Annotated in this window: 17 protein-coding genes; 13 read left to right on the top strand and 4 right to left on the bottom strand. The window is 39.7% G+C overall.

Annotated elements, in window-relative coordinates:
- The first annotated feature begins 34 nt into the window (after positions 1 to 34).
- The 4 genes from OGI71_RS00490 (at position 35) to OGI71_RS00475 (ending at position 4,590) form a co-directional block, all read left to right on the top strand.
- A complete protein-coding gene (locus OGI71_RS00490) occupies positions 35 to 2,344 on the top strand; it encodes a TonB-dependent siderophore receptor (protein WP_282253378.1) in 2,310 nt (769 codons plus the stop codon).
- Positions 2,345 to 2,350: 6 nt separating this feature from the next.
- Positions 2,351 to 3,511: a PepSY-associated TM helix domain-containing protein gene (locus OGI71_RS00485; RefSeq protein ID WP_282253377.1), complete on the top strand. Its 1,161-nt coding sequence runs from the start codon at positions 2,351 to 2,353 to the stop codon at positions 3,509 to 3,511.
- Between the two features lie 154 nt (positions 3,512 to 3,665).
- Entirely contained in the window at positions 3,666 to 3,878 is a 213-nt protein-coding gene (locus tag OGI71_RS00480; RefSeq protein WP_282253376.1) for a hypothetical protein, read from the top strand.
- A gap of 184 nt (positions 3,879 to 4,062) precedes the next feature.
- On the top strand, positions 4,063 to 4,590 hold the full coding sequence (locus tag OGI71_RS00475) for a hypothetical protein (RefSeq protein ID WP_282253375.1): 528 nt from the start codon (positions 4,063 to 4,065) through the stop codon (positions 4,588 to 4,590).
- A gap of 76 nt (positions 4,591 to 4,666) precedes the next feature.
- On the opposite strand, the gene OGI71_RS00470 is transcribed toward OGI71_RS00475, so the two are convergent.
- Positions 4,667 to 7,018, bottom strand: a complete 2,352-nt coding sequence (locus tag OGI71_RS00470; RefSeq protein WP_282253374.1) for a BamA/TamA family outer membrane protein — start codon at positions 7,016 to 7,018, stop codon at positions 4,667 to 4,669.
- A gap of 8 nt (positions 7,019 to 7,026) precedes the next feature.
- On the opposite strand from OGI71_RS00470, the gene OGI71_RS00465 reads away from it, so the two are divergent.
- On the top strand, positions 7,027 to 7,776 hold the full coding sequence (locus tag OGI71_RS00465) for an RNA methyltransferase (protein ID WP_282253373.1): 750 nt from the start codon (positions 7,027 to 7,029) through the stop codon (positions 7,774 to 7,776).
- Positions 7,777 to 7,798: 22 nt separating this feature from the next.
- Here the strand turns inward: OGI71_RS00465 and OGI71_RS00460 are convergent, their stop codons facing one another.
- Positions 7,799 to 8,182, bottom strand: coding sequence for a VOC family protein (locus OGI71_RS00460; protein ID WP_282253372.1), 384 nt, complete (start codon positions 8,180 to 8,182; stop codon positions 7,799 to 7,801).
- A 263-nt stretch (positions 8,183 to 8,445) separates the two neighbouring features.
- On the opposite strand from OGI71_RS00460, the gene OGI71_RS00455 reads away from it, so the two are divergent.
- The 5 genes from OGI71_RS00455 (at position 8,446) to OGI71_RS00435 (ending at position 14,689) form a co-directional block, all read left to right on the top strand.
- Positions 8,446 to 9,609, top strand: coding sequence for an MFS transporter (locus tag OGI71_RS00455; RefSeq protein ID WP_282253371.1), 1,164 nt, complete (start codon positions 8,446 to 8,448; stop codon positions 9,607 to 9,609).
- Positions 9,610 to 9,648: 39 nt separating this feature from the next.
- Complete coding sequence (locus OGI71_RS00450) at positions 9,649 to 10,563, top strand: hypothetical protein (protein ID WP_282253370.1); 915 nt, start codon at positions 9,649 to 9,651, stop codon at positions 10,561 to 10,563.
- The gene (locus OGI71_RS00445) at positions 10,560 to 11,237 is read left to right on the top strand and encodes an ATP-binding cassette domain-containing protein (RefSeq protein ID WP_282253369.1); all 678 of its coding nucleotides are present in this window, start codon (positions 10,560 to 10,562) and stop codon (positions 11,235 to 11,237) included. The genes OGI71_RS00450 and OGI71_RS00445 overlap by 4 nt, the downstream gene beginning before the upstream one ends.
- 27 nt (positions 11,238 to 11,264) lie before the next feature.
- Positions 11,265 to 11,813 carry a GNAT family N-acetyltransferase gene (locus OGI71_RS00440; protein WP_282253368.1) on the top strand — a complete coding sequence of 183 codons (549 nt, stop codon included), beginning with the start codon at positions 11,265 to 11,267 and terminating at the stop codon, positions 11,811 to 11,813.
- Positions 11,814 to 11,956: 143 nt separating this feature from the next.
- On the top strand, positions 11,957 to 14,689 hold the full coding sequence (locus OGI71_RS00435; protein WP_282253367.1) for a DNA gyrase/topoisomerase IV subunit A: 2,733 nt from the start codon (positions 11,957 to 11,959) through the stop codon (positions 14,687 to 14,689).
- Positions 14,690 to 14,881: 192 nt separating this feature from the next.
- Here the strand turns inward: OGI71_RS00435 and msrA are convergent, their stop codons facing one another.
- Together msrA and OGI71_RS00425 are read right to left on the bottom strand one after the other, a co-directional pair.
- On the bottom strand, positions 14,882 to 15,397 hold the full coding sequence (gene msrA, locus OGI71_RS00430) for a peptide-methionine (S)-S-oxide reductase MsrA (protein WP_282253366.1): 516 nt from the start codon (positions 15,395 to 15,397) through the stop codon (positions 14,882 to 14,884).
- A gap of 270 nt (positions 15,398 to 15,667) precedes the next feature.
- Positions 15,668 to 16,696, bottom strand: coding sequence for a N(4)-(beta-N-acetylglucosaminyl)-L-asparaginase (locus OGI71_RS00425; protein ID WP_282253365.1), 1,029 nt, complete (start codon positions 16,694 to 16,696; stop codon positions 15,668 to 15,670).
- Between the two features lie 535 nt (positions 16,697 to 17,231).
- Between OGI71_RS00425 and OGI71_RS00420 the strand changes: the two genes are divergently transcribed.
- From OGI71_RS00420 to OGI71_RS00410, 3 genes are all read left to right on the top strand, one after another.
- A complete protein-coding gene (locus OGI71_RS00420) occupies positions 17,232 to 18,458 on the top strand; it encodes an NlpC/P60 family protein (RefSeq protein ID WP_282253364.1) in 1,227 nt (408 codons plus the stop codon).
- Between the two features lie 6 nt (positions 18,459 to 18,464).
- On the top strand, positions 18,465 to 19,520 hold the full coding sequence (locus OGI71_RS00415) for a dipeptide epimerase (RefSeq protein ID WP_282253363.1): 1,056 nt from the start codon (positions 18,465 to 18,467) through the stop codon (positions 19,518 to 19,520).
- Positions 19,521 to 19,692: 172 nt separating this feature from the next.
- Positions 19,693 to 22,836: a SusC/RagA family TonB-linked outer membrane protein gene (locus tag OGI71_RS00410; RefSeq protein WP_282253362.1), complete on the top strand. Its 3,144-nt coding sequence runs from the start codon at positions 19,693 to 19,695 to the stop codon at positions 22,834 to 22,836.

Genomic DNA, 22,836 nt, shown 5'->3' with positions numbered 1-22,836 from the left:
ATTTTGCCGTTGTTAATAATTAATCTAAATACAAATGAATAAATCCTACTATATTACATTTCTATTTGTTGTCTTCGCTCAGTTGTCCCAGGCGCAATCCAGCAAGGTCCTTGTACGTATCCTCGACTTTTCGTATAACCCCGTCCCTACTGCTTCAGTAAAGGTAATGGAAAACAATCAAGAATTAGTAACAGACAAAAACGGTCGGGTGGAATTAGAATTTACAGAATTCAAACCTTACACTTTATTGATTCGTTACAACAACGAGAGTTATGAAGAAAAGCTATCTTTCAATGGTTTAAAACAATATACTGTCTATATCGGAAATAAACATCACCTTTTGGATGAGATTACCGTCAGTGCTTCAATGAAATTTGCCGAAAAGCAAACCAACACGGTAGGTAAGGTCGAACAGAAAAACCTAGAAACCTCACAGACTTATAATATTATCCCTAGCGAATTGCTCAAGGAACGTTCAGTGACTGATATGAAAGGTGCGTTGCTGGCAGCACCTGGTATTGCCAATGTAACGAATGGCTTAGGTGCAGGCGGGTTCACTGTAATAGCGCGGATGCGTGGTTTTTCCACGGGGGCAGGCTCATTACGAAATGGCTATCGGACCAGTACAACGACAATGGCTGACCTAGCTAATATAGAAGCTATCGAGGTCATTAAAGGGCCTGCGGGCACATTATTTGGTAGTAGCACAGAGATCTCTTATGGTGGAATGATCAATTTGGTGACCAAGAAACCCAAGCCATACACTTTTGGTGATGTAAGCTTGAGCTACGGCGCCTATGATCTAAGCCGATTGACCCTTGATTTTAATACCCCTGTCAATGATAGTAAAACCGTGTTATTCCGTGTGAACGGAGCCTTTCAACGCGGCAAAACCTTCCAGGATTTTGGGTTAGACAATACCACTTTCATTGCCCCTGCCCTCCGCTTTCTAGTCAACGATAGGTTAACCTTAAATATCGAAGCTGAATTAAGTCAGAACGAGCGTAACATGATTGCCGTAGGCTATCTTCCTAAAGGATTCAATAGCTTGAAGGATTTCAACTGGGATGTCAAGAAATCATTCTCTTCCAACGATCTGATCATGAAATCCAATGTATTGAATATGCTAGCCACAGCAGACTATAAAATATCCGATCATTGGAATTCGCAGACTGTTGTATCCAGTGCAAACACATCGAATAAATCTGATTATCTATTTGTAGTTCCCTTGACACAAGATACCATTGGGCGAAGAATTATGCGTATCCCAAGCCATTTTGTCTCCACCAGCTTACAACAAAATTTTGTTGGCACCTATACAGGCGAAAACTGGAGAAATAAAATATTGATCGGTGTAGACTACAACAACGACAAGTATCTCACGACGCGTAAAATGCTGAATTTTTATGACAAGGTAGACCGCTTTGGAACCACACCTACAATTAATATGTCCAAAGTCGAGACAATGTTTGGTTCTGCGGCTGAAAGCGAAATCAACACAAAATTTCAGACTTATGGTGTATACCTCTCAAATGTGTTCAGCCTGAATAATCGGCTTCACCTGAATGCTGGACTGCGTATGGACCGCTATAAAAATTTAGTATCTGATTTTGAAGAAACTTATTTCTCGCCAAAATTTGGAGCTGTCTATGAAGTTCTTTCTGATCAGATTTCATTATTTGGAAATTATACCAACGGTTTCAACAACGGCTATTTAATGATCGAGAGTGTGCAATTCAATGCTGCAACGATCAAGCCACAGGAGGCCAATCAATATGAATTCGGTTTTAAATACGAACTCTTTAATAAAAAGCTACATGGTAATGCCTCCTACTATAGTATTAACGTAAAGAATGTTCCTTTCTCTGTTGTCGCAGAAAACGGCAAAACATCCACTGTTCAGAACGGCAAGCGACTAAGTCGTGGATTCGAGTTTGATCTTACGGCTAATCCATTTGCGGGCTTCCACCTGATCTTGGGATACGGTTATAACGACTCCAAATTTACCGAAGGTGATGAAAAAACCATAGGCAATAGACCTCAAGGTACCCCATTCAACGTAGGCAATTTCTGGACGAGCTACAGCATTCAATCTGGAGGTCTGAAAGGATTTGGACTGGGGATCGGCGGTAACTATTCCGATGGCTTTTATGGAGACGATTTCAATACCTTTAAAATGCCAGGCTACTTTTTGTTGGATGCCAATGTTTTTTACGAAAGAGATCAGTTCAGGGTAAGTTTAAAAGGTAACAACCTAACAAATGTACATTATATGACCACCAATTTCTGGTTGTATGCACAACCTACAAGAACCATCTTGGGAACTGTATCTTATAGATTTTAAATTTCTATGAAAGCTTATAAGAAAAAAGAAAAGAAGAAAAGCACCTTATTACGCTTGACCAGTTGGTTACACCTCTGGCCAAGTGTGGTATCGGGCTTGATTGTGGTTTTTGTATGCCTTACAGGCACCATTATCGTGTATTCGGATGAGATCATTGAAGCTTCCGCAGGATCGGCAAAGTATATTACACCAAACACAGGAAAAAAGTTAACATTAGAACAGTTACTAGAAATACAGAAAAAAGAAGTACCCGGGATCTTGCCATCCTATGTGCTTTATTACAATGCTCCTGACCGTAGTGTAGTGATCAACGGTTTCGACCCCAAAAATATCCGTCTATCCATGATCTACATGAATCCTTATACAGGTGAAATCCTGAAATACGATAAGACAATTCATTTTTTCTTTATCATGGCACATCTGCATGCCCATATGAAATTAGGATCAATAGGAGGATGGATTGTCATTGTATCCACGATCATCTTCGTCGTTAGCACAATAACGGGGCTGATCCTTTGGTGGCCGAGACGTTGGACCAAAACCACCCGAAAAGCCAGCTTTACCGTACGATGGAAAGCCAAATTCAAGCGATTTAACTATGACATCCATAATGTTTTTGGTTTCTACTCTCTGATTTTGTGTTTCATTCTCGGTATGACCGGATTAATTATTTTCTTTCAACCCATGATGAACCTGACTATGAAATCTCTTGGGGCTACTTCTGTCGATTGGCATCGTGATCTCCCAAAAGCGGATAGGACCAAAGATTTTATAGATGCTTTCCCACTAATGGATCAACTATTTGTAGCTCAACCACAAAAAAAAGTGATCAAGTATTGGGTATATGATTACAAAAAGTCAGGTGTATTTGCTTTCAATGTAGCAGACCGTGCTGGCTTGAAAAGTGACGAAAACAATCATACTTATTACTTTGACAAATATACCGGCTCTTCTCATCTGATAAAAAAAGAAGAGCACATGCACAACAAGGTAGAAAATTGGATATGGCAGCTTCATATGGGACAATGGTTTGGTCAGATTGGAAAGCTCTCAACCTTTGTAGCCGGACTCATCAGTACAACACTGCCCATCACTGGTTTTTTAATCTGGTGGGGCAAAAGAAGAAAAAACAAAGCAAAAAATACAACGGGTAACTTTATTGGTTGATAAAAAAAGTTTAAATATGAGGAACGAAAGCAACCTCAGGATTATACCAACCATAAACAATAATTACTTCGTCACTATTTCTCCCTACATTGTACCTTAGTAGGCAAGTCCTCCCAAAAGACTGGGTATATGAGATTCACCACGAATGAAGTTAATGGACAAAATAGATTTTATACCACTTATTGAACTTCCTACCATAAAGGGAGCCCAAAACAATATAGTACCTGAGGGAACTTCCTTTACGAATACGAAAGAATGGGATCTATATCAAGAAAATGAATTAAAGAAAAACTATATTGATATCCCCCGTCCAATCACAACAGGAATTTATCAATATAGACTTTTTGACATTGAAGTTTTCGATTAGAATCAGCCCCGAATAATTTAAAATTTCCAAAAGAAGATTAAAATTCCTAAAATTGCATTCTCATTTTGACAAGATCAGTTTCGATAAGTCTAACATTAACTTATCTCTTCTGTAGATCTGAGCATAAGGAAATCAGTCAAAACTGTTGCTACAGTGGGGTTAAAATTAAAATGTAAATAATAAGATGAAGAAGGTTATATTTTTTCTATTACTGATACCTTTCTGGGCAAGTGCTCAGCAGCAAAATATCCAAGATTTTGTCATAAAAGAGAATCTTTCCAAAAACGGAAAACTTGCGGTTATCGCTTTGGATTCAATAGGCAATACCAATGAGACTATCAATGGAAACTACATGTTTACCATTAACGGTTTCTCTCAGGCACTCCAATTTCACGATGGTGTAGCTGTTCCAAATCAAAAAATCGAATCGTCTACCTTTGTATTTTTTAATCACAAAAACCAAGAGAAATCTAAAGGTCGCCTGTTTTACATTTATAAGACTGATAATGGGCTTTCTCCCTTTGCCATCAGTGGATTGATGTTTTTGATCATCCCTGCTATTGTATTAGGTATCGCCTACATGTTTAAAAAAGTAATCATGACAGCCATTGCGCTGGCAATTGTTTTCTTTATATTCAATCACTCACAAGGATTAGATTTAAGCAAGATCTTTGAGTCAATTTTCTCCAGTCTAAAGAATCTCTTAGGCTAGGGCTAGCATTCAATATCAGTACATCAAAGTCGTAATCTAAGCCACTTACTGAGCTGCTTATAAAAATTATTGTTTACTAGAACGGCATACCGATCCCAAAATTGTACTGTATAAAATTATAACGGTCCGGTTTATGGGTCTGATAATATTGCTCCTTAAATTCTTTTGAATCAAAGAAATTCTTGATGACCCATTGATTGCTTCCTGAAAACTGTGGGTCTTTTACCTTTAAGCCTGCATCCAAACGGATCACAAAGTAATCTGAATCAAAGCGTAGTCCAAAACCGGTACCAATGGCTACCTGTCCCAAAAACTTGTTGAATTTAAATTCGCCGCCAGGATTTAAATCGTCATCTTTTTTTAGCCGCCAAACATTCCCCATATCAACGAACGTTGCTCCGTTCATCTTGGCCCCCAAAAAATTATTTAAGATGCGAAATCTATACTCAGCATTAGCCTCCAATTTAATCTCTCCCAACTGATCTAAATTCCTTAGATTCAGACGAAGATCTTCGCTCAAATTTTGCCTATTGTATGCGCCAGGCCCTAGGGTTCGTGCTTGCCAAGCCCGTATGCCATTCATCCCACCACTATAAAAACTCTTTTCAAATATCAGTAACTTCGAATTGTTACCATACGGAATTGCGATCCCCGGATTAAAGCGGAAGACAAATTGTCTATTTCCGCCAAGGTTACGGTACAAACGATAATCAAATTCGGTTTTCGCATACTGCAAGAACGGTACTCCAAAGATTTTTTTCTCACCATCGGCATTTGCCGGTAGTTTAGCAATACTACTGATCAAATCCAACACATTACCGCTGACATCTACTGTTCCACGGAAATATTGAAAATCTTCCTTGCTCGTCAGCTTTTTTCCGTTCAGAATAAAGGTGTATTGCGTTCCCAATCCGAAATATTGACGGTCATTACTACGTACATACAATTGATACCCCTCCTGTTCGAGATTTTTTCGAAAATTTGAATCTAACCTCCCATCCCGATATTCCAATACTATCGGGGTAAAACTATGATATTTATTCTCTGTTTCATACCAGGAGTAATTCAGCGAAGTAATAAAATAACGGTTGGAATAAGTACGGTCCTGATCAAACAACTGAAGAGTCATCGAATATGTTGTTTTTGGTAAACCAAATTTCCCGCCCGGATTAATATGGAAAGGCACCATGAGTCTTGGGATCACTAAATTGACACCTGCCTGAAAATCATTGTTGAATATCTTACTGGAAAGCCCTCCTGCCAAACGAGGATCAAATAGCACACCATACCGCAGCTTTACCTCCAATTGCTCAGAACCACCAAAAATATTACGCTGTGAAAATGTATTTCCAATATTAAAACCACTCATCCCCGAACTAAAAGTATACTCTCCTTCGATCTGGTTGCCCATTCGTGGTCGCGGGACGAAATCATAGTGAACATCGAGTTTATTGGAATCTTTTTTTACAAACTGTACTTTCACAGACCGAAAGCCGTTCATCTCGTAAAGCCGATCATAAGACTTATTTTCTTCGGACAACGAATAATAATTCCCCGATCGTAGGTACATATACCTTTCCAAAGGTTTCCAACGAAAGCTATTTGTTTCATCTATAAAAAGAAGTCGTTTTGCAGAATCAGTGATACGGCGAGGTGGTTTCTTTGACATTGCCCCATAATTCCTAATAGTCATATATACACTATCAATTTGATACTTTTTATGTATCGTTGAATCACTGGGATTTTCTACATTTATTTTTAAATCGATCAAGTTTCCTCTCAATGTCGAGTCAATACCGACACGCATATATTGCCTCAAGTAGTCATAATACCCATTGTTGCGCATAACAACATATAACTTTTCCCGTTCTTCCAGCAATTTGGCGGCATCATATTGCGTACTGGGTTTAACTTTAGTTTTTGGCAGGATATCCCGATCAAATAACCATTTAACATCCCCATCTTCAAATTTACGTTCTATGTTCCTAATTTGATATGCATTTCCTTCATCAACGTTAAAATTGATATGCGCTCTTTTTTTGTTAACCGTAATCTCGGGACTGACTTTGGCATTAAAATATCCCTTGGTAAACAAAAAACGTCTGATCTGGTTGGCGGAAAGGTCGACCATTGCTGAGTCAAGCAAATGGGGTGGTTCGCCAACATTTCGAATTTTCTTGGTCTTATAGCGTCCTTTTTTTGTATTGAAGGTATTGTAAATAAATAGATTTACACGCGAATTAGGTTTTATCTGATTAGATATATAAGTTTCGGAAGACTCTTTCAATGCTGGTGAAATGCCGGAAATCTGTATTTTTGTAACCAAGGCCTGGTCGTCATCTATATATTTTGAAGATCGGCAAGATGCCAAAAATAGCGTCAAAAGCATTATACTTGCAAATCCGATAAAACGAGGGTACTTAATCATCAATAAAAATGTTGTCAAAAGCGCAAATCAGTCTAATAACGTCTCTACAAAACAAAAAGTATAGAAAACAACATGGCTTATTTATCGTTGAGGGCATAAAATCCGTCAAGGAATTTATCTCATCGAGCTACCAGGTTGAGTCTATTTTCTATACAGACGACGCAAACACAAAAGTGGGTAAAATCTCGCATAATATAAAATCCCATGAACTGACGGAGGCTGAATTCCAAAAGATTAGTACCCTAAAATCTCCTCAGGGTGTCCTTGCCCTGGTCAAGCTTCCGAAACAACAACAGATCGAAGTAAGTGATCTAAGAAATTGCTACAATATCGTATTGGATGATGTACAAGATCCGGGTAATTTGGGAACCATCATTCGCACAGCGGAATGGTTTGGGATCAAACATATCATTTGCTCTATTGGCACAGTAGACGCTTATAATCCAAAAGTTGTGCAGGCGACAATGGGCTCATTGGCAAGAATACAGGTTCATTATGTAGACCTGCATGAATTTATCTCTTCAACAGACCTACCGGTCTATGGCGCACTGCTCAATGGGCAATCCATTTACCAGACCGAATGGAGTTCAGAAGGGTTGATTGTCATGGGAAATGAAGGCAATGGCATCAGTGCAGAAGTAATAGCCTTAATAGATCAAGCGGTGACCATCCCCCGCATCGGCCAAGCGGAATCGCTGAATGTTGCCGTGGCAACAACGATATTTTGCAGTGAGGTTGCCCGACAACAACTGGTTTAACGAATTTATTTTCAAAGGAGCCCTATAACCTTTGATGAAGTCCGATCCGGTTTCCTTCGGAGTCTTCAATCTCAGCGACTGCAAAGCCTAGATCTTTATGAAAGGTCGCAGGGTATAATACCTTTGCACCCGTGTTTTCTGCTTTTCTTAAAGTCTCTTCCAGATCTTCGGTATGCAAATAAAGCAGTATCCCCTGATGCATAGGCTGATAAATTTCTCCTTTGGCCAGCGCACCAGTAATCCCCGATAGCTTTTCCTTAAAAGGGAAATAAGCCATCTGAATTCCATCAAACTCTTCCTGATCAAAGGAGAAGGAAAATAGCGCGCTGTAAAAACGAACAGCGCGGTCCATATTCAGTACGGGAATCTCAAAATAGACCCCTGGATTTCTTGTTTCTTTTGACATACGATTAATTGGAGTTTTCTTAAAGTTCGCCCAATAAAAGAGGTTTCCATCACCAGCTAAGACCAAATATACAAATTTGCCTCAACTGGATTTTTGGAGGATTATTTTTATGTTATCATTGAAAGGTTTTTAAAAATTTCGAACAAAAGAAAAAGTTTAATCGTTTCAAAAGCTGTACATTTGAACTACTCTTCAAAAAGTACAGGTATCTTCCACGGTATCGCATACTTGAGGAATTATTCATGCACGACAATTGTTTTAAAATGCCATCTGAACAGAAATCCATCTATACGCTTCAATTTATTTTACTCTGCCTGAGCTCACTCCTATTCTCCTCGAGTTTCAATATGATTATTCCAGAGCTCCCTAATTACTTGAGTAGTTTGGGTGGAGCGGAATACAAGGGGCTGATCATCGCACTATTTACATTGACTGCCGGAATTTCAAGACCTTTCAGTGGTAAACTGACCGATCGCTGGGGCCGTGTACCCGTCATGGCCATCGGATCCATCGTCTGTTTTATCTGTGGTTTTCTTTATCCGATCTTAACTTCCGTCGCGGGCTTTCTGTTTCTTCGGTTGATCCACGGTTTCTCTACCGGTTTTAAACCTACATCCACCTCAGCTTATGTTGCGGATCTTGTTCCTCAAAAAAGATGGGGCGAAGCCTTGGGAATGCATGGACTTGCATTCAGTGTCGGCACTGCAGTAGGCCCAGCAATAGGAAGCGCTATTTTTGACGCTTTTGGGATTAATGTCATGTTCTACTCCTCTTCCTTCATGGCTTTATTATCAATCCTTATCGTCATCAATATGAAGGAAACTTTGGTCAAAAAGGAAAAATTCAACCTTTCCATGCTCAAAATAGACCGAAAGGATATCATTGAATGGCGTGCACTTCCTGCTGGAATAGTTACATTTCTATCCTATACGGCATACGGTGTAATCCTGACCCTTATTCCAGATTGGAGTGAACATCTAGGACTTAAAAATAAAGGCCTTTTTTTCCTGGCATTTACAATCGCATCCGTCATGATACGCTTTGTTTCGGGAAAGGTTTCCGATCGCTATGGGAGACCAAAAGTTATTATTACAGGCATAGTGATTATTGCCGTTGCTTTGGTGGTGATTGGTTTTGGGGATAGCTTTATCGGTATGATGATTGGAGCGAGCATCTACGGTATTGGCACGGGTATATTATCCCCCGCAGTTAATGCCTGGACTATTGACCTGAGTATCCCTGAACATCGCGGCAAAGCGGTCGCAACCATGTATATTTCGCTCGAAGCGGGAATTGGTCTTGGGGCGCTCCTCGCTGGATTATATTATGCTGATGTCATCCTCCGCATTCCGCAAATTATGTATGCAAATGCCGTGGTACTAGTGATCGCTTTACTCTATATGCTAAATTGGCAAAGAAAATCTTAGTTTTTGATATAGGTATGACTATTTATAAACAGATAGCAAATGATAAACAATTATTTAAAGCTTCAATATAAATTGTTGACACGCCATTTTAAGGCGACCGGCCTTCCCATAGCGATTGCGCCACTTTTGTTACTGGGGGTCTGTTATCTTGCCTATTACCTTTTGCTCCAGTATCCTGTTTTTGGGAGCTATGCCTTACTGCTGAGCAACTTCCAGCTACTCTTTCTCCTGACCGAAAAAAATAGGAACGATTTTCTAAAAAATACCTTTAGTAAAAAGGATTTTTACACGATCAGACTACTGGAAAATGGCATTGTGATTTTACCAACCATTGCTATTTTTATATTTCGAGGACTATGGCTATATAACGTCGCGCTAATTGTGCTGGCTGTTATATTTGCTTTTCTGGTTTTTAAAACTTTTGGTAAATCCGTCCCAACTCCATTCGCAAAAAAACCTTTTGAATTTATTATCGGGTTCCGTAAGAGCTACCTGCTGATTCTCGTTTTATATTTTCTGGCAGCAATCGGTTTCTATGTAACGAACCCTAACCTCGTTCTATTTTGTATAGCTGCTATAGCACTGACCTCTATGTTTTATTATCAGTTACCAGAACCGGTATTTTATCTTTGGAACAGCCGAGAAACACCGACCAGATTCCTTCTGCATAAATTTAGACGAGGAGTATTGCAATGCCTTTTATTTACCCTCCCACTCCTCTTGACATACGCCTTTATCTTTTCATCTGGATGGTTTAACGCATTAATTGTTTTGGGTGGCATACTATTCCTGCTCCCCTTTGCTATTACATTAAAATATGTCGCTTATCCGCGAGAGATCAATTTTCCGGAGGGCTTTGCACTGGCATTATGTTTCAGCTTCTATCCGCTGATATTGGCACTATTACCATTCTATTACTTTAAAGCCATCAAAAATTTAAAGAACTATTTATGATCGAACTTATTCATATCAGTAAATCCTTTGGCCAGCATCAGGTCTTGCATGAGGTCACCTTTACTTTTGAGGATGGAAAGGTCTACGGTATCGTAGGCGAAAACGGTGCTGGAAAAACAACATTATTTCGTTGTATAGCAGGTTTGGAAACAGCCTTAGGAAAAATCAGCGCAAACCTACAACCACTTAAGAACCATCTGGGCTACCTTACATCAGATCCCTATTTCTTGTCAAAACTGACGGGCGAAGAGTATATCTACCTCCTTACTGACGCCCGTGGGAAAAGTATTAAAAACCTCGATGACAGAAATATCTTCGAACTACCATTAAAAGAGTATGCAAGTTCCTATTCTACAGGGATGAAAAAGAAACTGGCACTAACTGCAACCCTGCTCCAGGACAACAGTTTTTACATTCTGGATGAACCTTTTAACGGAATAGATCTACAAAGCAGTATTATCCTAACCGAAATTATACTGCGCCTAAAAGCCATGAACAAAACCATCTTGATCTCATCGCATATATTTTCCACATTAAAAGATACCTGTGATGAGATCTTGGTACTCGAAGAAGGTCGGATCAGTAAATCTGTCAAAAAAGAACATTTTGGTGATTTTGAAGAAGAAATGAAGGAAAAAATATTAAAAAAAGATATCGATAAACTGTGGCTTTAAGCCCCAGTAAAACCTTAAACGTGTAAGATGGAAAAATACCTGCCGACATTAGAAACCGAACGTCTAATCATCCGTCCGATAAACATGGACGATAAGGACTATTTTTTTGCAATGGATTCGCAGACTGATGTACATACCTTTCTCAATAAAGAGCCAGTTCAATCCATTGAAGAAATGGAAAAAGTGATTGCTCTCATTCAGCAACAATATGAAAAATATGGTATTGGCCGGCTGGGAGTCATTGAAAAATCTAGCAATCAATGGATCGGTTGGACAGGATTTAAATATATTGATGAATTGGAGAATGGACGTATCGGATTTCTGGATCTCGGCTATCGTTTCAGGCTAGAATCCTGGGGCAAAGGATATGCTACTGAAGCGGCATTAGCCTGTATGCAGTATTATCATGAGCATCTGACTCATTTCGAACTTCATGCCATCACCCATACCGAAAACAAAGGATCACGACATGTATTGGAAAAAGTGGGTTTTCAGGTCACCGAAGAGTTTCATTTTGACCATTGGGATATCCGTTGTTTTTGGTATGACCTGATTGAACAGAACAGATCAAACTAATTATGTTAGCTTTAAAAACTAATTTTTTTAACTTTTCATAGTTTCACTGGGATAAAACAAAATGGTTTTGTATTTTTACACGTTCGAATAAAATAAAATTTTGAACATTTCTGTATTGTACAATTTAATCTATTGCTGAGTAAATGAGTGACGAAACAAACTTCCCAACGGAAGATAATCAAGAAGAATTAGGATCAGGAAAAACAGAGGGCGGAAGTCAGACAATACCTTTATCTGGACTGTACGAGAACTGGTTTTTGGATTATGCGTCCTATGTTATCTTGGATAGAGCTGTACCCCATATAAATGACGGCTTGAAACCCGTGCAACGCCGTATCCTTCATTCCCTAAAGGAAATGGATGACGGACGATATAATAAGGCCGCCAATGTTATTGGTAATACCATGAAGTACCACCCCCATGGAGATGCTTCCATTGGAGATGCCATGGTACAACTGGGACAAAAAGATCTATTGATTGACTGTCAAGGTAACTGGGGGTTCCCCATTACTGGTGATTCGGCGGCAGCACCACGTTATATTGAGGGACGACTTTCTAAATTTGCGAATGAAGTTGTCTTCAATCCCGAAACGACGGAATGGCAACAGAGTTACGATGGACGTAACCGTGAGCCAGTCACTTTACCTGTTAAATTCCCATTGCTTCTGGCCCAGGGAGCAGAAGGTATTGCTGTAGGTTTAGCGACCAAGATTATGCCGCACAACTTTATTGAACTCATTGACGGCTCAATTCAGGTACTCAACGGCGAACGCCCGAATATCCTTCCCGATTTTCCGACAGGAGGTATGGCCGATGTATCCAACTATAACGAAGGACAACGTGGTGGAAAAATCCGTGTGCGTGCTAAAATCGAGGAGCGAGATAAAAAGACTTTGGCAATTACCGAGATCCCTTTTGGTACCACCACAGGCGGGCTCATCGAAAGTGTCGTCACGGCGAATGAAAAAGGTAAAATCAAAATCAAGAAAATCGAAGACAACACAGCTGGAAATGTTGAAATCATCGTGCATTTAGCACCGGGAATATCTCCTGATGTTACAATCGATGCACTGTATGCATTCACAGCCTGTGAGGTTTCCATTTCGCCAAACACCTGTGTCATCAAGGATGAGAAACCTCATTTTATGAGTGTCAATGATATCTTGATTGAGAACACCAAAAACACTAAAAATCTATTGAAGTTAGAACTGGAGATCCGTCTAAACGACCTCCAAGAAAAAATATTCTTCAATAGCTTATTAAAGATATTCATCCAAGAAGGGATGTATAAGCATGCCGATTATGAAAATGCCGGTGACTTTGACACTGTAGTGCAAGTTTTAAATCGCTTGTTTGAGCCATTCTTTGATCAGTTTTATCGTGAGATTCTTCCTGAAGACTATAAGAAATTGATCGATAAACCGATGAGCAGCATTACACGTTTCGATGTAAAAAAATCAGACGAAACGATGAAGACGCTTGAAAATGAAATTAAAGAAGTTAAGCGTCATTTGCGTCAGTTGACCGAATATGCTATTGCCTGGTATGAAAAACTGCGTGAAAAATACAGCAAAGATCGTGAGCGCAAAACAGAATTACGCATCTTTGATAAGGTTGAGGCAACGCAAGTTGCATTAGCTAACGCCAAACTATATGTCAATCGTGAAGAAGGTTTCATCGGTTCAGGAATGAAGAAAGATGAGTTCGTATGCGATTGCTCGGATATAGACGATATCATTGTATTCCGCGAAGATGGCAAATATGTCGTCAGCAAAATCCAAGACAAAGTATTTGTTGGAAAAGGGATTATTCATGTGGCGGTCTTCAAAAAAGGTGACGAACGTACCATATATAATGCCATCTATAAAGAAGGCGAAACTGGTACAAGTTATATCAAACGTTTTTCTGTTGTTGGCGTTACGCGCGACAAGGAATACGACGTATCCAAAGGATCTAAAGGATCTAAAGTTTTATATTTCACTGCTAATCCAAACGGCGAAGCAGAAGTTGTCAATATACAACTCAAACCGCACACGAAATTACGGAAATTGAATTTCGACATGGATTTCGCTGAAATTGCCATTAAAGGTCGTGCATCCCAAGGAAATATTGTCTCCAAATACCCGGTCAAGAAAATCGCCTTTAAAAGCTCAGGTATTTCAACACTCGCAGGACGAAAAATTTGGTACGACGCCATTATGAAACGCTTAAATGCGGATGAACGTGGCCAATATTTAGGCGAATTTGATGGTGATGATAAAATATTGGTTGTACTTTCTGATGGCAGCTACGAGTTATCGAACTTCGACCTGAGCAACCACTTTGATGAGAAAATGATCCGTATTGAGAAATTCTATCCGGAACATGTTTATACCGTAGTACATCAAGATGGTAAGAGCGGCACCTATTTCGTCAAACGTTTTAAATTTGATGACCAACCTATTGGTAAACGCATTTCGTTTATCAATGAAGAACCCGGTTCAAAACTAGTTCTAATGAGCAATGCGGCTGAACCTACAGTCAAATTAGATATTCTAAAAGGCAAATCTCAAACGGAGGAAACGCTGGAACAACCATTGACTGAAATCATTGATGTCAAAGGCATAAAGGCGCAAGGTAATCGTCTTTCCTTCCATACCGTACAATCTGTAGCCTTAATTACAGTAGATGAGGATCTCAGTGAGAAAGGAAAGAAAAAAACAGAAGTAGCTTCTGTAGATGAAGAAACAAAATCCGATGAGACAAAGGCGGAGGTTTCAACAGCTGAAACAGCAACAGATGCATCCAATGACAAAAAAGAAGATGACATCAAATTAGAGATCACTAATCCTGACGACATCCAAATTGATGACAAAGGACAAATGGAAATGTTTTAACAGCATTTTTCAATAAGTAATCCGCATAAAGAAAAGGCTCGAATATGATATTCGAGCCTTTTTATATTATTATTGATCGCAGGTAGTTCTCAAAGAAGGGTCACCAAGGCCTTATTTCAATCCTCCTCCCCCTCCAATAAACAGTCCACCATCAATTCGCTGTGCTTGACACAAAGCTCCTATATAAAGCTTTTAGGCTTTAAATTCTTTTAGGAATTTTTGGAGTTTCGGCGCAATGACCACTGAACAAAATGGGTTCTCAGGATGATCATTAAAATAATTATGATGATAATTTTCAGCAAGCCAAAATGTTGATGCCGGTTCTACCGCTGTTACAATTGGATCTTCATAGATATCCTCGTTTTCCAATTCATCAATAAAGTTTTTCGCTAGGATCTCCTGTTCTTCATTATGATAGAAGACCACAGAACGATACTGCGTACCCACATCATTACCCTGACGGTTCAATGTTGTCGGATTATGTGTCTTAAAGAAAATTTTCAACAGATCCTCATAATTGACCAACTCATCATCATACTCCAACTCCACCACTTCTACGTGATCGGTTGTACCTGTACAGACCTGCTCATAAGTAGGATGGTCTATATGACCTCCCATATACCCAGGCAATACGGATGTCACTCCCTCGGTATTCTGGAAAATCACTTCCGTACACCAAAAACATCCACCTCCAAATGTTGCTTTCATATTTTTATAGTATTTAGTAATGAGTATTTAGCCTTTGATTTTTAAGCCCTTGGCATACTTGTTATCTCATTTTTCTCACGCTAACGTCGCTTATACAAAGATAATCAATAATAAATTTAATACTTCTATCTAAACCTGTATTCTATAATTAATAGTGCGTAGTGAGTAGTAAGTATTTAGACTTTGCTTTTATAAGCCCTTGGCATACTTGCTGTCATATTTTTTCCAGTCCCTGATCCTTTGTCTCAAATCTCCTATCTCATCTAAATACTAATAATAGTGTTTTCCTTTGATCAATAGATCCTGCTGTTTGCTGTCGCAAACGGCGTAAGAGAATCCCTCTTGCAATGCATAAGCTCCATACTCCCCTTTTTTATTGATCGCCAGAAATCCAACTTGTATCTCTTTGGCAATTGCGGGCTTTTTCTTCACAATACGCATCACGGCTTCCTTGCAGGCATCTTCAGGCGAATAACCCTGGCGCATTAATTCGACTACCAAAAAGCTACCAACATTTCGAATAACCTCTTCACCGACACCGGTCGAGGTAGCCCCACCAACTTCATTATCCACATAGAGTCCTGCCCCAATAATCGGACTATCCCCTACCCGGCCATGCATCTTAAATGCCATTCCGCTGGTCGTACAGGCCCCAGAGATATTTCCGTTGGCATCCAAGGCTAACATACCAATTGTATCGTGATTGTATTGATTGCCGGGTAAGCGCTCCGCAGCAAAAGTTTTATTTTCAATATTAATGACAGGTTTGTATTTCTTCTCCTTTAACCATTCTTTCCAAGCTTTCTCCCCTTCTGGCGTCAATAAATTCTCTTCTTGAAAACCATTTTCCAATGCAAATTGCAATGCACCTTCACCAACAAGCATGACATGCGGTGTTTTCTCCATCACCAGACGGGCCACGGAGATCGGATGACCAATTTTTTCCATTCCAGCCACAGCGCCACAATTACCATCAGCATCCATAATACAGGCATCTAGGGTCACATGTCCATCACGATCCGGATACCCCCCTTTACCTACAGTCATATTCTCCAAATCCGCTTCAGGTACACGTACACCCTGCTCGACAGCGTCAAGAGCTTTCCCACCTTTCGACAAGATCTCCCATGCTGCTTTATTTGCCGCTATCCCAAAATCCCATGTCGATATCACGATAGGATATTTCTTCACCTTGACACTAGATGCAATCGTCAACCCTTTTGTATCGAATGCACTCAAGGTACCTATAGCCGTAGCAGCCATAAAACCTTGCTTAATAAAATTACGTCTAGAACTCATATGTAAATTATTTATCTTTTAACACCCTGTTTCATTTGAGTAGCGTCCTACCGTCCAAACATGGATATACTATTTTTTGATTCTCATGAGTAGAATAATGCATCCATAACGATGGAGTCCAAGATGCTCCTAATTCTTATTGGATCATCGTAAAAATTGCATGATAAAACCACACAATTACGCTTGCAATCCAACGAAATCGGGAATAAGAATATCTTCTTTTTTTACCCTATTATCACCCGAACCCCAAATTATCAAAAACTTGACAATATTCTTTTTTAGCATGCCTATTGGTTCCAAAAAGGATCTCAATCGCTCACCGACTTATCTTCGAACAGAGAGTCACCAAAAAAAAAGCTGATTTCGCTATCAATAAGCAATAATACAAAATGGTTTTAGCAAATAGACAAATTAATTAAAATTAGGCCTAAAGATTCGTTTTTTAGCAACACAATATTCAAATCACTTAAAAATCGACAATAAACATTGATTTATATTGTGAATTAATCCTATCTTTAGAAACAAACTAATCAGCATGAAAAACACACTAAAATTCGCCATTTTAGCATGTGCAAGTCTTATTGGCACAAGTCATGGCCATGCACAGCAGGCAGATTCCACAACATATTTCAAAATCAAAGAATTGCAAGAAAACGTAAAACGTGAATTTGCACCTGATCGAAGAACGAAAATTGTGGCTATTCAAAAAGCGGATATCCCACAAAATCAATATATCCTCGAGACAACTGAAAAAGATGCGAAGTTCGTACTCGAACAAAAAGCGAAAGAAATATCCGCTAATATCCAAATCCAACTATTACCTGACGCAAGTGTCGAAGGTAAAACTAACGGCGTAATAAGACTTTCGGTTGCCAACATGCGTACCGATCCGAATAATGCTGCAGAATTGACAAGTCAGGTCTTACTGGGCACACAAGTAGATTTATTGCAGAAAAAAAGTGGTGAATACCGTGTACGGACACCCGACGGGTATATCGCATGGGTACCTAGCTCCTCAATAGCTGTAATGGATAAAACTGAAATTGACAGCTGGAGGCAAGCGGACAAGCTGATCTACACCAATGAATTTGGCAAATCCTATTCCGAAGCCGATGAGAAGAGCCAGCGGGTATCGGATTTAGTTTATGGCGACATCTTAAAATTAACAGGACAGAAAGGCAACTTTTATACGATTGCTTATCCCGATGGCCGAAAAGGATATATTAAAAAAGCTGAAAGTTTAACCTTAAAAAACTGGTTGGATACACGAACTCCTACTGCCGAAAATATTATCGCAAGCGCAAAAACGATGTTAGGACTGCCTTACTTATGGGGAGGAACATCCGTTAAAGGAGTCGATTGTAGCGGTTTTACCAAGACAAGTTTCTTTATGAATGGTTTTGTCATCCCTAGAGATGCATCGCAACAGGTACTGGCTGGCGAGAAGATAGACATTCTGGACAATGAGGGGCATTTCGATGCGAGCAAAGCACTCAAAAACCTTAAACCAGCAGATTTACTGTTCTTTGCTGCAGGTAAAAACAATAATCCCAACGCACGGGTAACCCATGTAGCCCTTTATATTGGTAATGGTACCTTTATTCACGCTGCAGGATTGGTCCGTATAAACAGTATGCTAAAAGATTCGCCAGATTACGACGACTTCCAAACACGTACTGTGGTAGCAGCCCGCCGTTACCTTGGAGCCAAGGATAGTGCAATTCAAAAAATCGCTGAAAACAATTATTATATCAATAAATAAATCAAGATGAGCAACCAATCTGAATGGATCAGCAAAGACTTTGGCTTTTTTAAATTACGGTTCCGTCCATATACGTTAACATTGCGGCATGTTTTCACCGTTGCTTCCTACAGCCGAAGTACAACACCCGTTGTATTGACCGAACTGGAGTACGATGGTATTGTAGGTTATGGTGAGGCCAGCATGCCACCATACCTTGGTGAATCACAGGAAAGTGTTATCGCTTTTTTAAATCAAATTGATCTATCAGCATTCAACTCCCCTTTCCAAACCGAAGAGATCTTACACTATATAGATCAAGTAGCAACAAAAAATACCGCAGCAAAAGCAGCCATTGACATCGCATTGCACGATGTACTTGGTAAGATTATGGGCCAGCCGTTTTATAAAATCTGGGGATTAAACCCCGATCTTATCCCACCGACGTCCTACACCATCGGCATCGATACGGAGGATATGATCCGTAAAAAGGTTGCTGAAGCGGATCAATTTAAGATCCTAAAAGTAAAGTTGGGACTGGATACCGATAAGATGATCATTGACACCATTCGTCAGGTCACTGACCGTCCCTTATGTGCAGATGTCAATCAGGGTTGGAAAACGCGGGAAGAAGCATTGGAAATGGCACATTGGCTCGCTGAGCGAAATGTTTCTTTCCTTGAACAACCCATGCCCAAAGAACAGGTCGATGATAATGCCTGGCTGACTGAACATAGTCCAATCCCAACAATTGCGGATGAAGGTTGTCAACGGTTAGTTGATGTGCCTGCACTAAAAGGAGTTTACAGTGGTATCAACATCAAACTGATGAAATGTACAGGCATGCGTGAAGCCAAACGAATGGCCGAACTTGCACGTTCTCTCGAAATGAAAGTAATGATTGGTTGCATGACTGAAACCTCATGCGCTATCAGCGCTGCGGCACAATTAGCACCATTGACCGACTGGGCAGATCTAGATGGGGCACTACTGATCGATAATGATATCTACGACGGAATGACAGTGATCAACGGAAACTGCTTCTTGCCGGACCGTCCTGGAATTGGAATTTTAAGAAAATAACATTATATTCAATGCAATGTTTTTTGTCTTAAAGAAAAACATTGCATTGAATCGCTATCGGAGTTATAACCAATAGCCAATTTTACCAAGATATTAACAAACTAAATTAATCAATTCACACTTTATGAAACAACATGTGCTCACAACGTTGTGTCTCATAGCCTGTAGTTCGATGCAGTCACTATACGCGCAACAGATTCAGATTGCTGGAAAAATCACCGACAGCAATGGAAATCCCATCAGTGGAGTTACCATAAATGTCAAAGGATCCAGCCAAGGAACATCTACCAACGAACAAGGCTTATTCACGCTCAATGCAAATTCGAATGCCACACTACTCCTATCTGCTGTTGGCTATAATGCGCAGGAGGTTCAGGTCAATGGCCGGAAAACGATCAGCGTTACACTCGTCGGCAACGAACAGGCTTTAGATGAAGTGGTTGTAACAGCATTAGGGATCAAACGGTCCCAAAAATCCATTGGTTATTCTGCACAACAAGTCAAAGGAGATGATTTAACATTTACAAAAGAAACAAATGTACTAGGTTCCTTAGCAGGAAAAGTTGCTGGTGCACAAGTAACGGGATCTTCTGGCGCAAATTTGGGTGGAACACAAAAAATCAAGATCCGCGGTGTTAACTCAGTTACAGGTGGAGGCCAACCGCTTATGGTCATCGATGGCACACCGATCTCAAATTCGAATTTCAGTAGTTCAACAGGTAATGGTGTAGACCTTGGAAACGTTGGACAGGATATCAATCCTGAAGATATCGAAACAATCAATGTCCTGAAAGGCCCTACTGCTTCTGCGCTATATGGTATGCGGGGACAATATGGTGTAATCATGATTACAACAAAAAAAGGAAAAAAGGGGCCTAAAAAAATTGACATAGGATTTAACTCTGCTACTTCCTGGGAGAAAACAGGCAACTTTATGCCGCTACAAAACACTTATGGTGTCGGTAATAATCAAACCTTCCTGAAATTAGCTTCTGGAGAGTACTATGTCAATGGTAACGACGAATCTTGGGGGCCAAAAATGGACGGAACTCCCGTTCGCATGTTTTATAGCTTTTATCCCCAAGATGCCGACTTTGGCAAAACCACTCCTTTTTCACCCCAACCTAACAACATACAGGATTTCTATAATACGGGATTCACAACAAACAATGGTCTGACAATTGCTGGCGGTAATGAAAATGCCGCAATCCGCTTTAGCTATAATAATACTTATATCAAAGGTGTTATCCCCAATACTTCCCTAAAGAGAAATAATTTTGGCTTAAATGGAACATTGGACATCACATCTAAACTGGTTGTTGGAGCCAATATCAATTACGCAAACAATAATGGACAAAGACCTGTACAAGGTTATCAGGGATCATTCACAGGTGCTACACAATGGTTTCAACGCAACATTGATATTAATAGACTCCGTAACTATAAATATGCGGATGGGACGATATTAAACTGGAACGTAAATCCGAATACATCTACAGGAATAATTACAAATAACAAACCCTCTGACTGGAACAATCCATTTTTTGACGCTTACGAAAATCTAAATAATGACTCGCGCGATCGGGTATTTGGAGATGTTAACGTATCCTATAAAATTTTTGACAATCTAAAGGTTTCAGGTTTTGTAAGAAAAGATTTCTTTACGCAAAACCTCAGCAGTAGAACCGCATTTGGGGGTCGTTTAGATGAAGCATTTTCTGTAGGAAAATATCAAAATGATGAGAGCAATTATGAGTTTTTAGCAGAGTACAACAACAAGTGGAATGATTTTTCGCTAAATGCTAATTTAGGTACCAATATTTATACCCGCGACTATTCTTATGTTTCGCAAGCTACTGTTGGCGGCTTGGCAACGAGGGGATTTTATAATATTGCGGCATCTATTGACCGTCCGGAAACAACTTCCTATAAATTGAAAAAACAAATCCGGTCACTGTATGCAATGGCCTCTGTCGGTTATAAGGATATCTACTTTATTGACGCATCAATTCGTCAGGACGTATCATCAGCATTGCCTAAAAACAACAATTCTTATGTTTATCCATCGGTTTCTGGATCTTTCCTATTTAGCGAACTATTCGATTCCAAAGTACTATCTTTTGGTAAATTGAGAGCTTCCTATGCGATTGCGGGCTCTGATGTTGATCCTTATTCTGCACTTTTAAACTATCAAATGGGGACGGCCTACAAAACCAGTACAGGTACAATTACAACCGTATCTGTCCCGGATAAACTAAAAAATGCGAATCTGGAACCATCTTTTGCCCATACTTTTGAGATCGGTACAGACCTCAAATTTTTCAATGATCGCTTAGGACTTGATTTCACTTATTACCAACAACGTAATAAAAAACAAGTTATTGATCTATCACAGTCATCAGCTACCGGATATGAATCTGAATTTGTGAATGCCGGAGATATTGAGAACAACGGTATCGAAATATCGCTTTCTGGAACACCTGTGAAATCAGCTAACTTCACCTGGAATACGACCTTGAATTTTGCAAGAAACAACAGTAAAATCCACGAATTGATCGACAATATTAATTCTTACCAGTTGGATTTAAACACTTATTCTAGTCAAACAGTTTATTTAAGAGCAGACAGGGGAAAAGCATTTGGTACTTTAATAGGGCCGGGCTATTTGCGCGATCAAGCAACAGGAAAAATTTTATTGGATGCCAATAACATGCCGATACAGGAACTGAACAAAGATTTCGGCTCTGTTCTCCCCAATTTTACGGGTGGATTCTTAAACTCAATCCGATATAAAAACATCGATTTTAATGCCATGATAGACTTCCAATCTGGGGGCAAATTTTTTAGCTGGTCTAAAATGCTCGCTGTAAAATCCGGACAGGCAGAAGAGACTGCTGCAATGAATAGCAATGGCAAAAATGTACGCGATCCATTAGCTGACGGTGGTGGGTACGAAATTTCGGGTATTTCGCAAGCTACGGGGGAAGCTGTCAATGCATTTGTCGATGCAAGAAGCTATTTTAGAAACCAGATCGGAACTAAATTTTACGAAGAATGGTTATTCAATGCCTCCTATATAAAATTGAGAGAAGTAAGTCTAGGGTATACATTTTCTGAAAATACATTAAAGAAAACACCATTTAAATCTATCCGTATTGCTGCTATTGCGAGAAACCCATGGATGATCTGGCAAAAAGCACCGAAAGGAATTGATCCTTCCGAACTTTCTATGGGAAGTGCATCCATCAGTTGGATCGAGAAAGGGGAATTGCAAACAGTACGTTCTTACGGGGTAAACCTAAGCTTTAAATTCTAA

The sequence above is a fragment of the Sphingobacterium sp. ML3W genome (genome assembly GCF_029542085.1).
Classification (GTDB): domain Bacteria; phylum Bacteroidota; class Bacteroidia; order Sphingobacteriales; family Sphingobacteriaceae; genus Sphingobacterium.
Note: the sequence above shows the minus strand (reverse complement) of the source record. Positions and strands in the feature narration are given on the sequence as shown.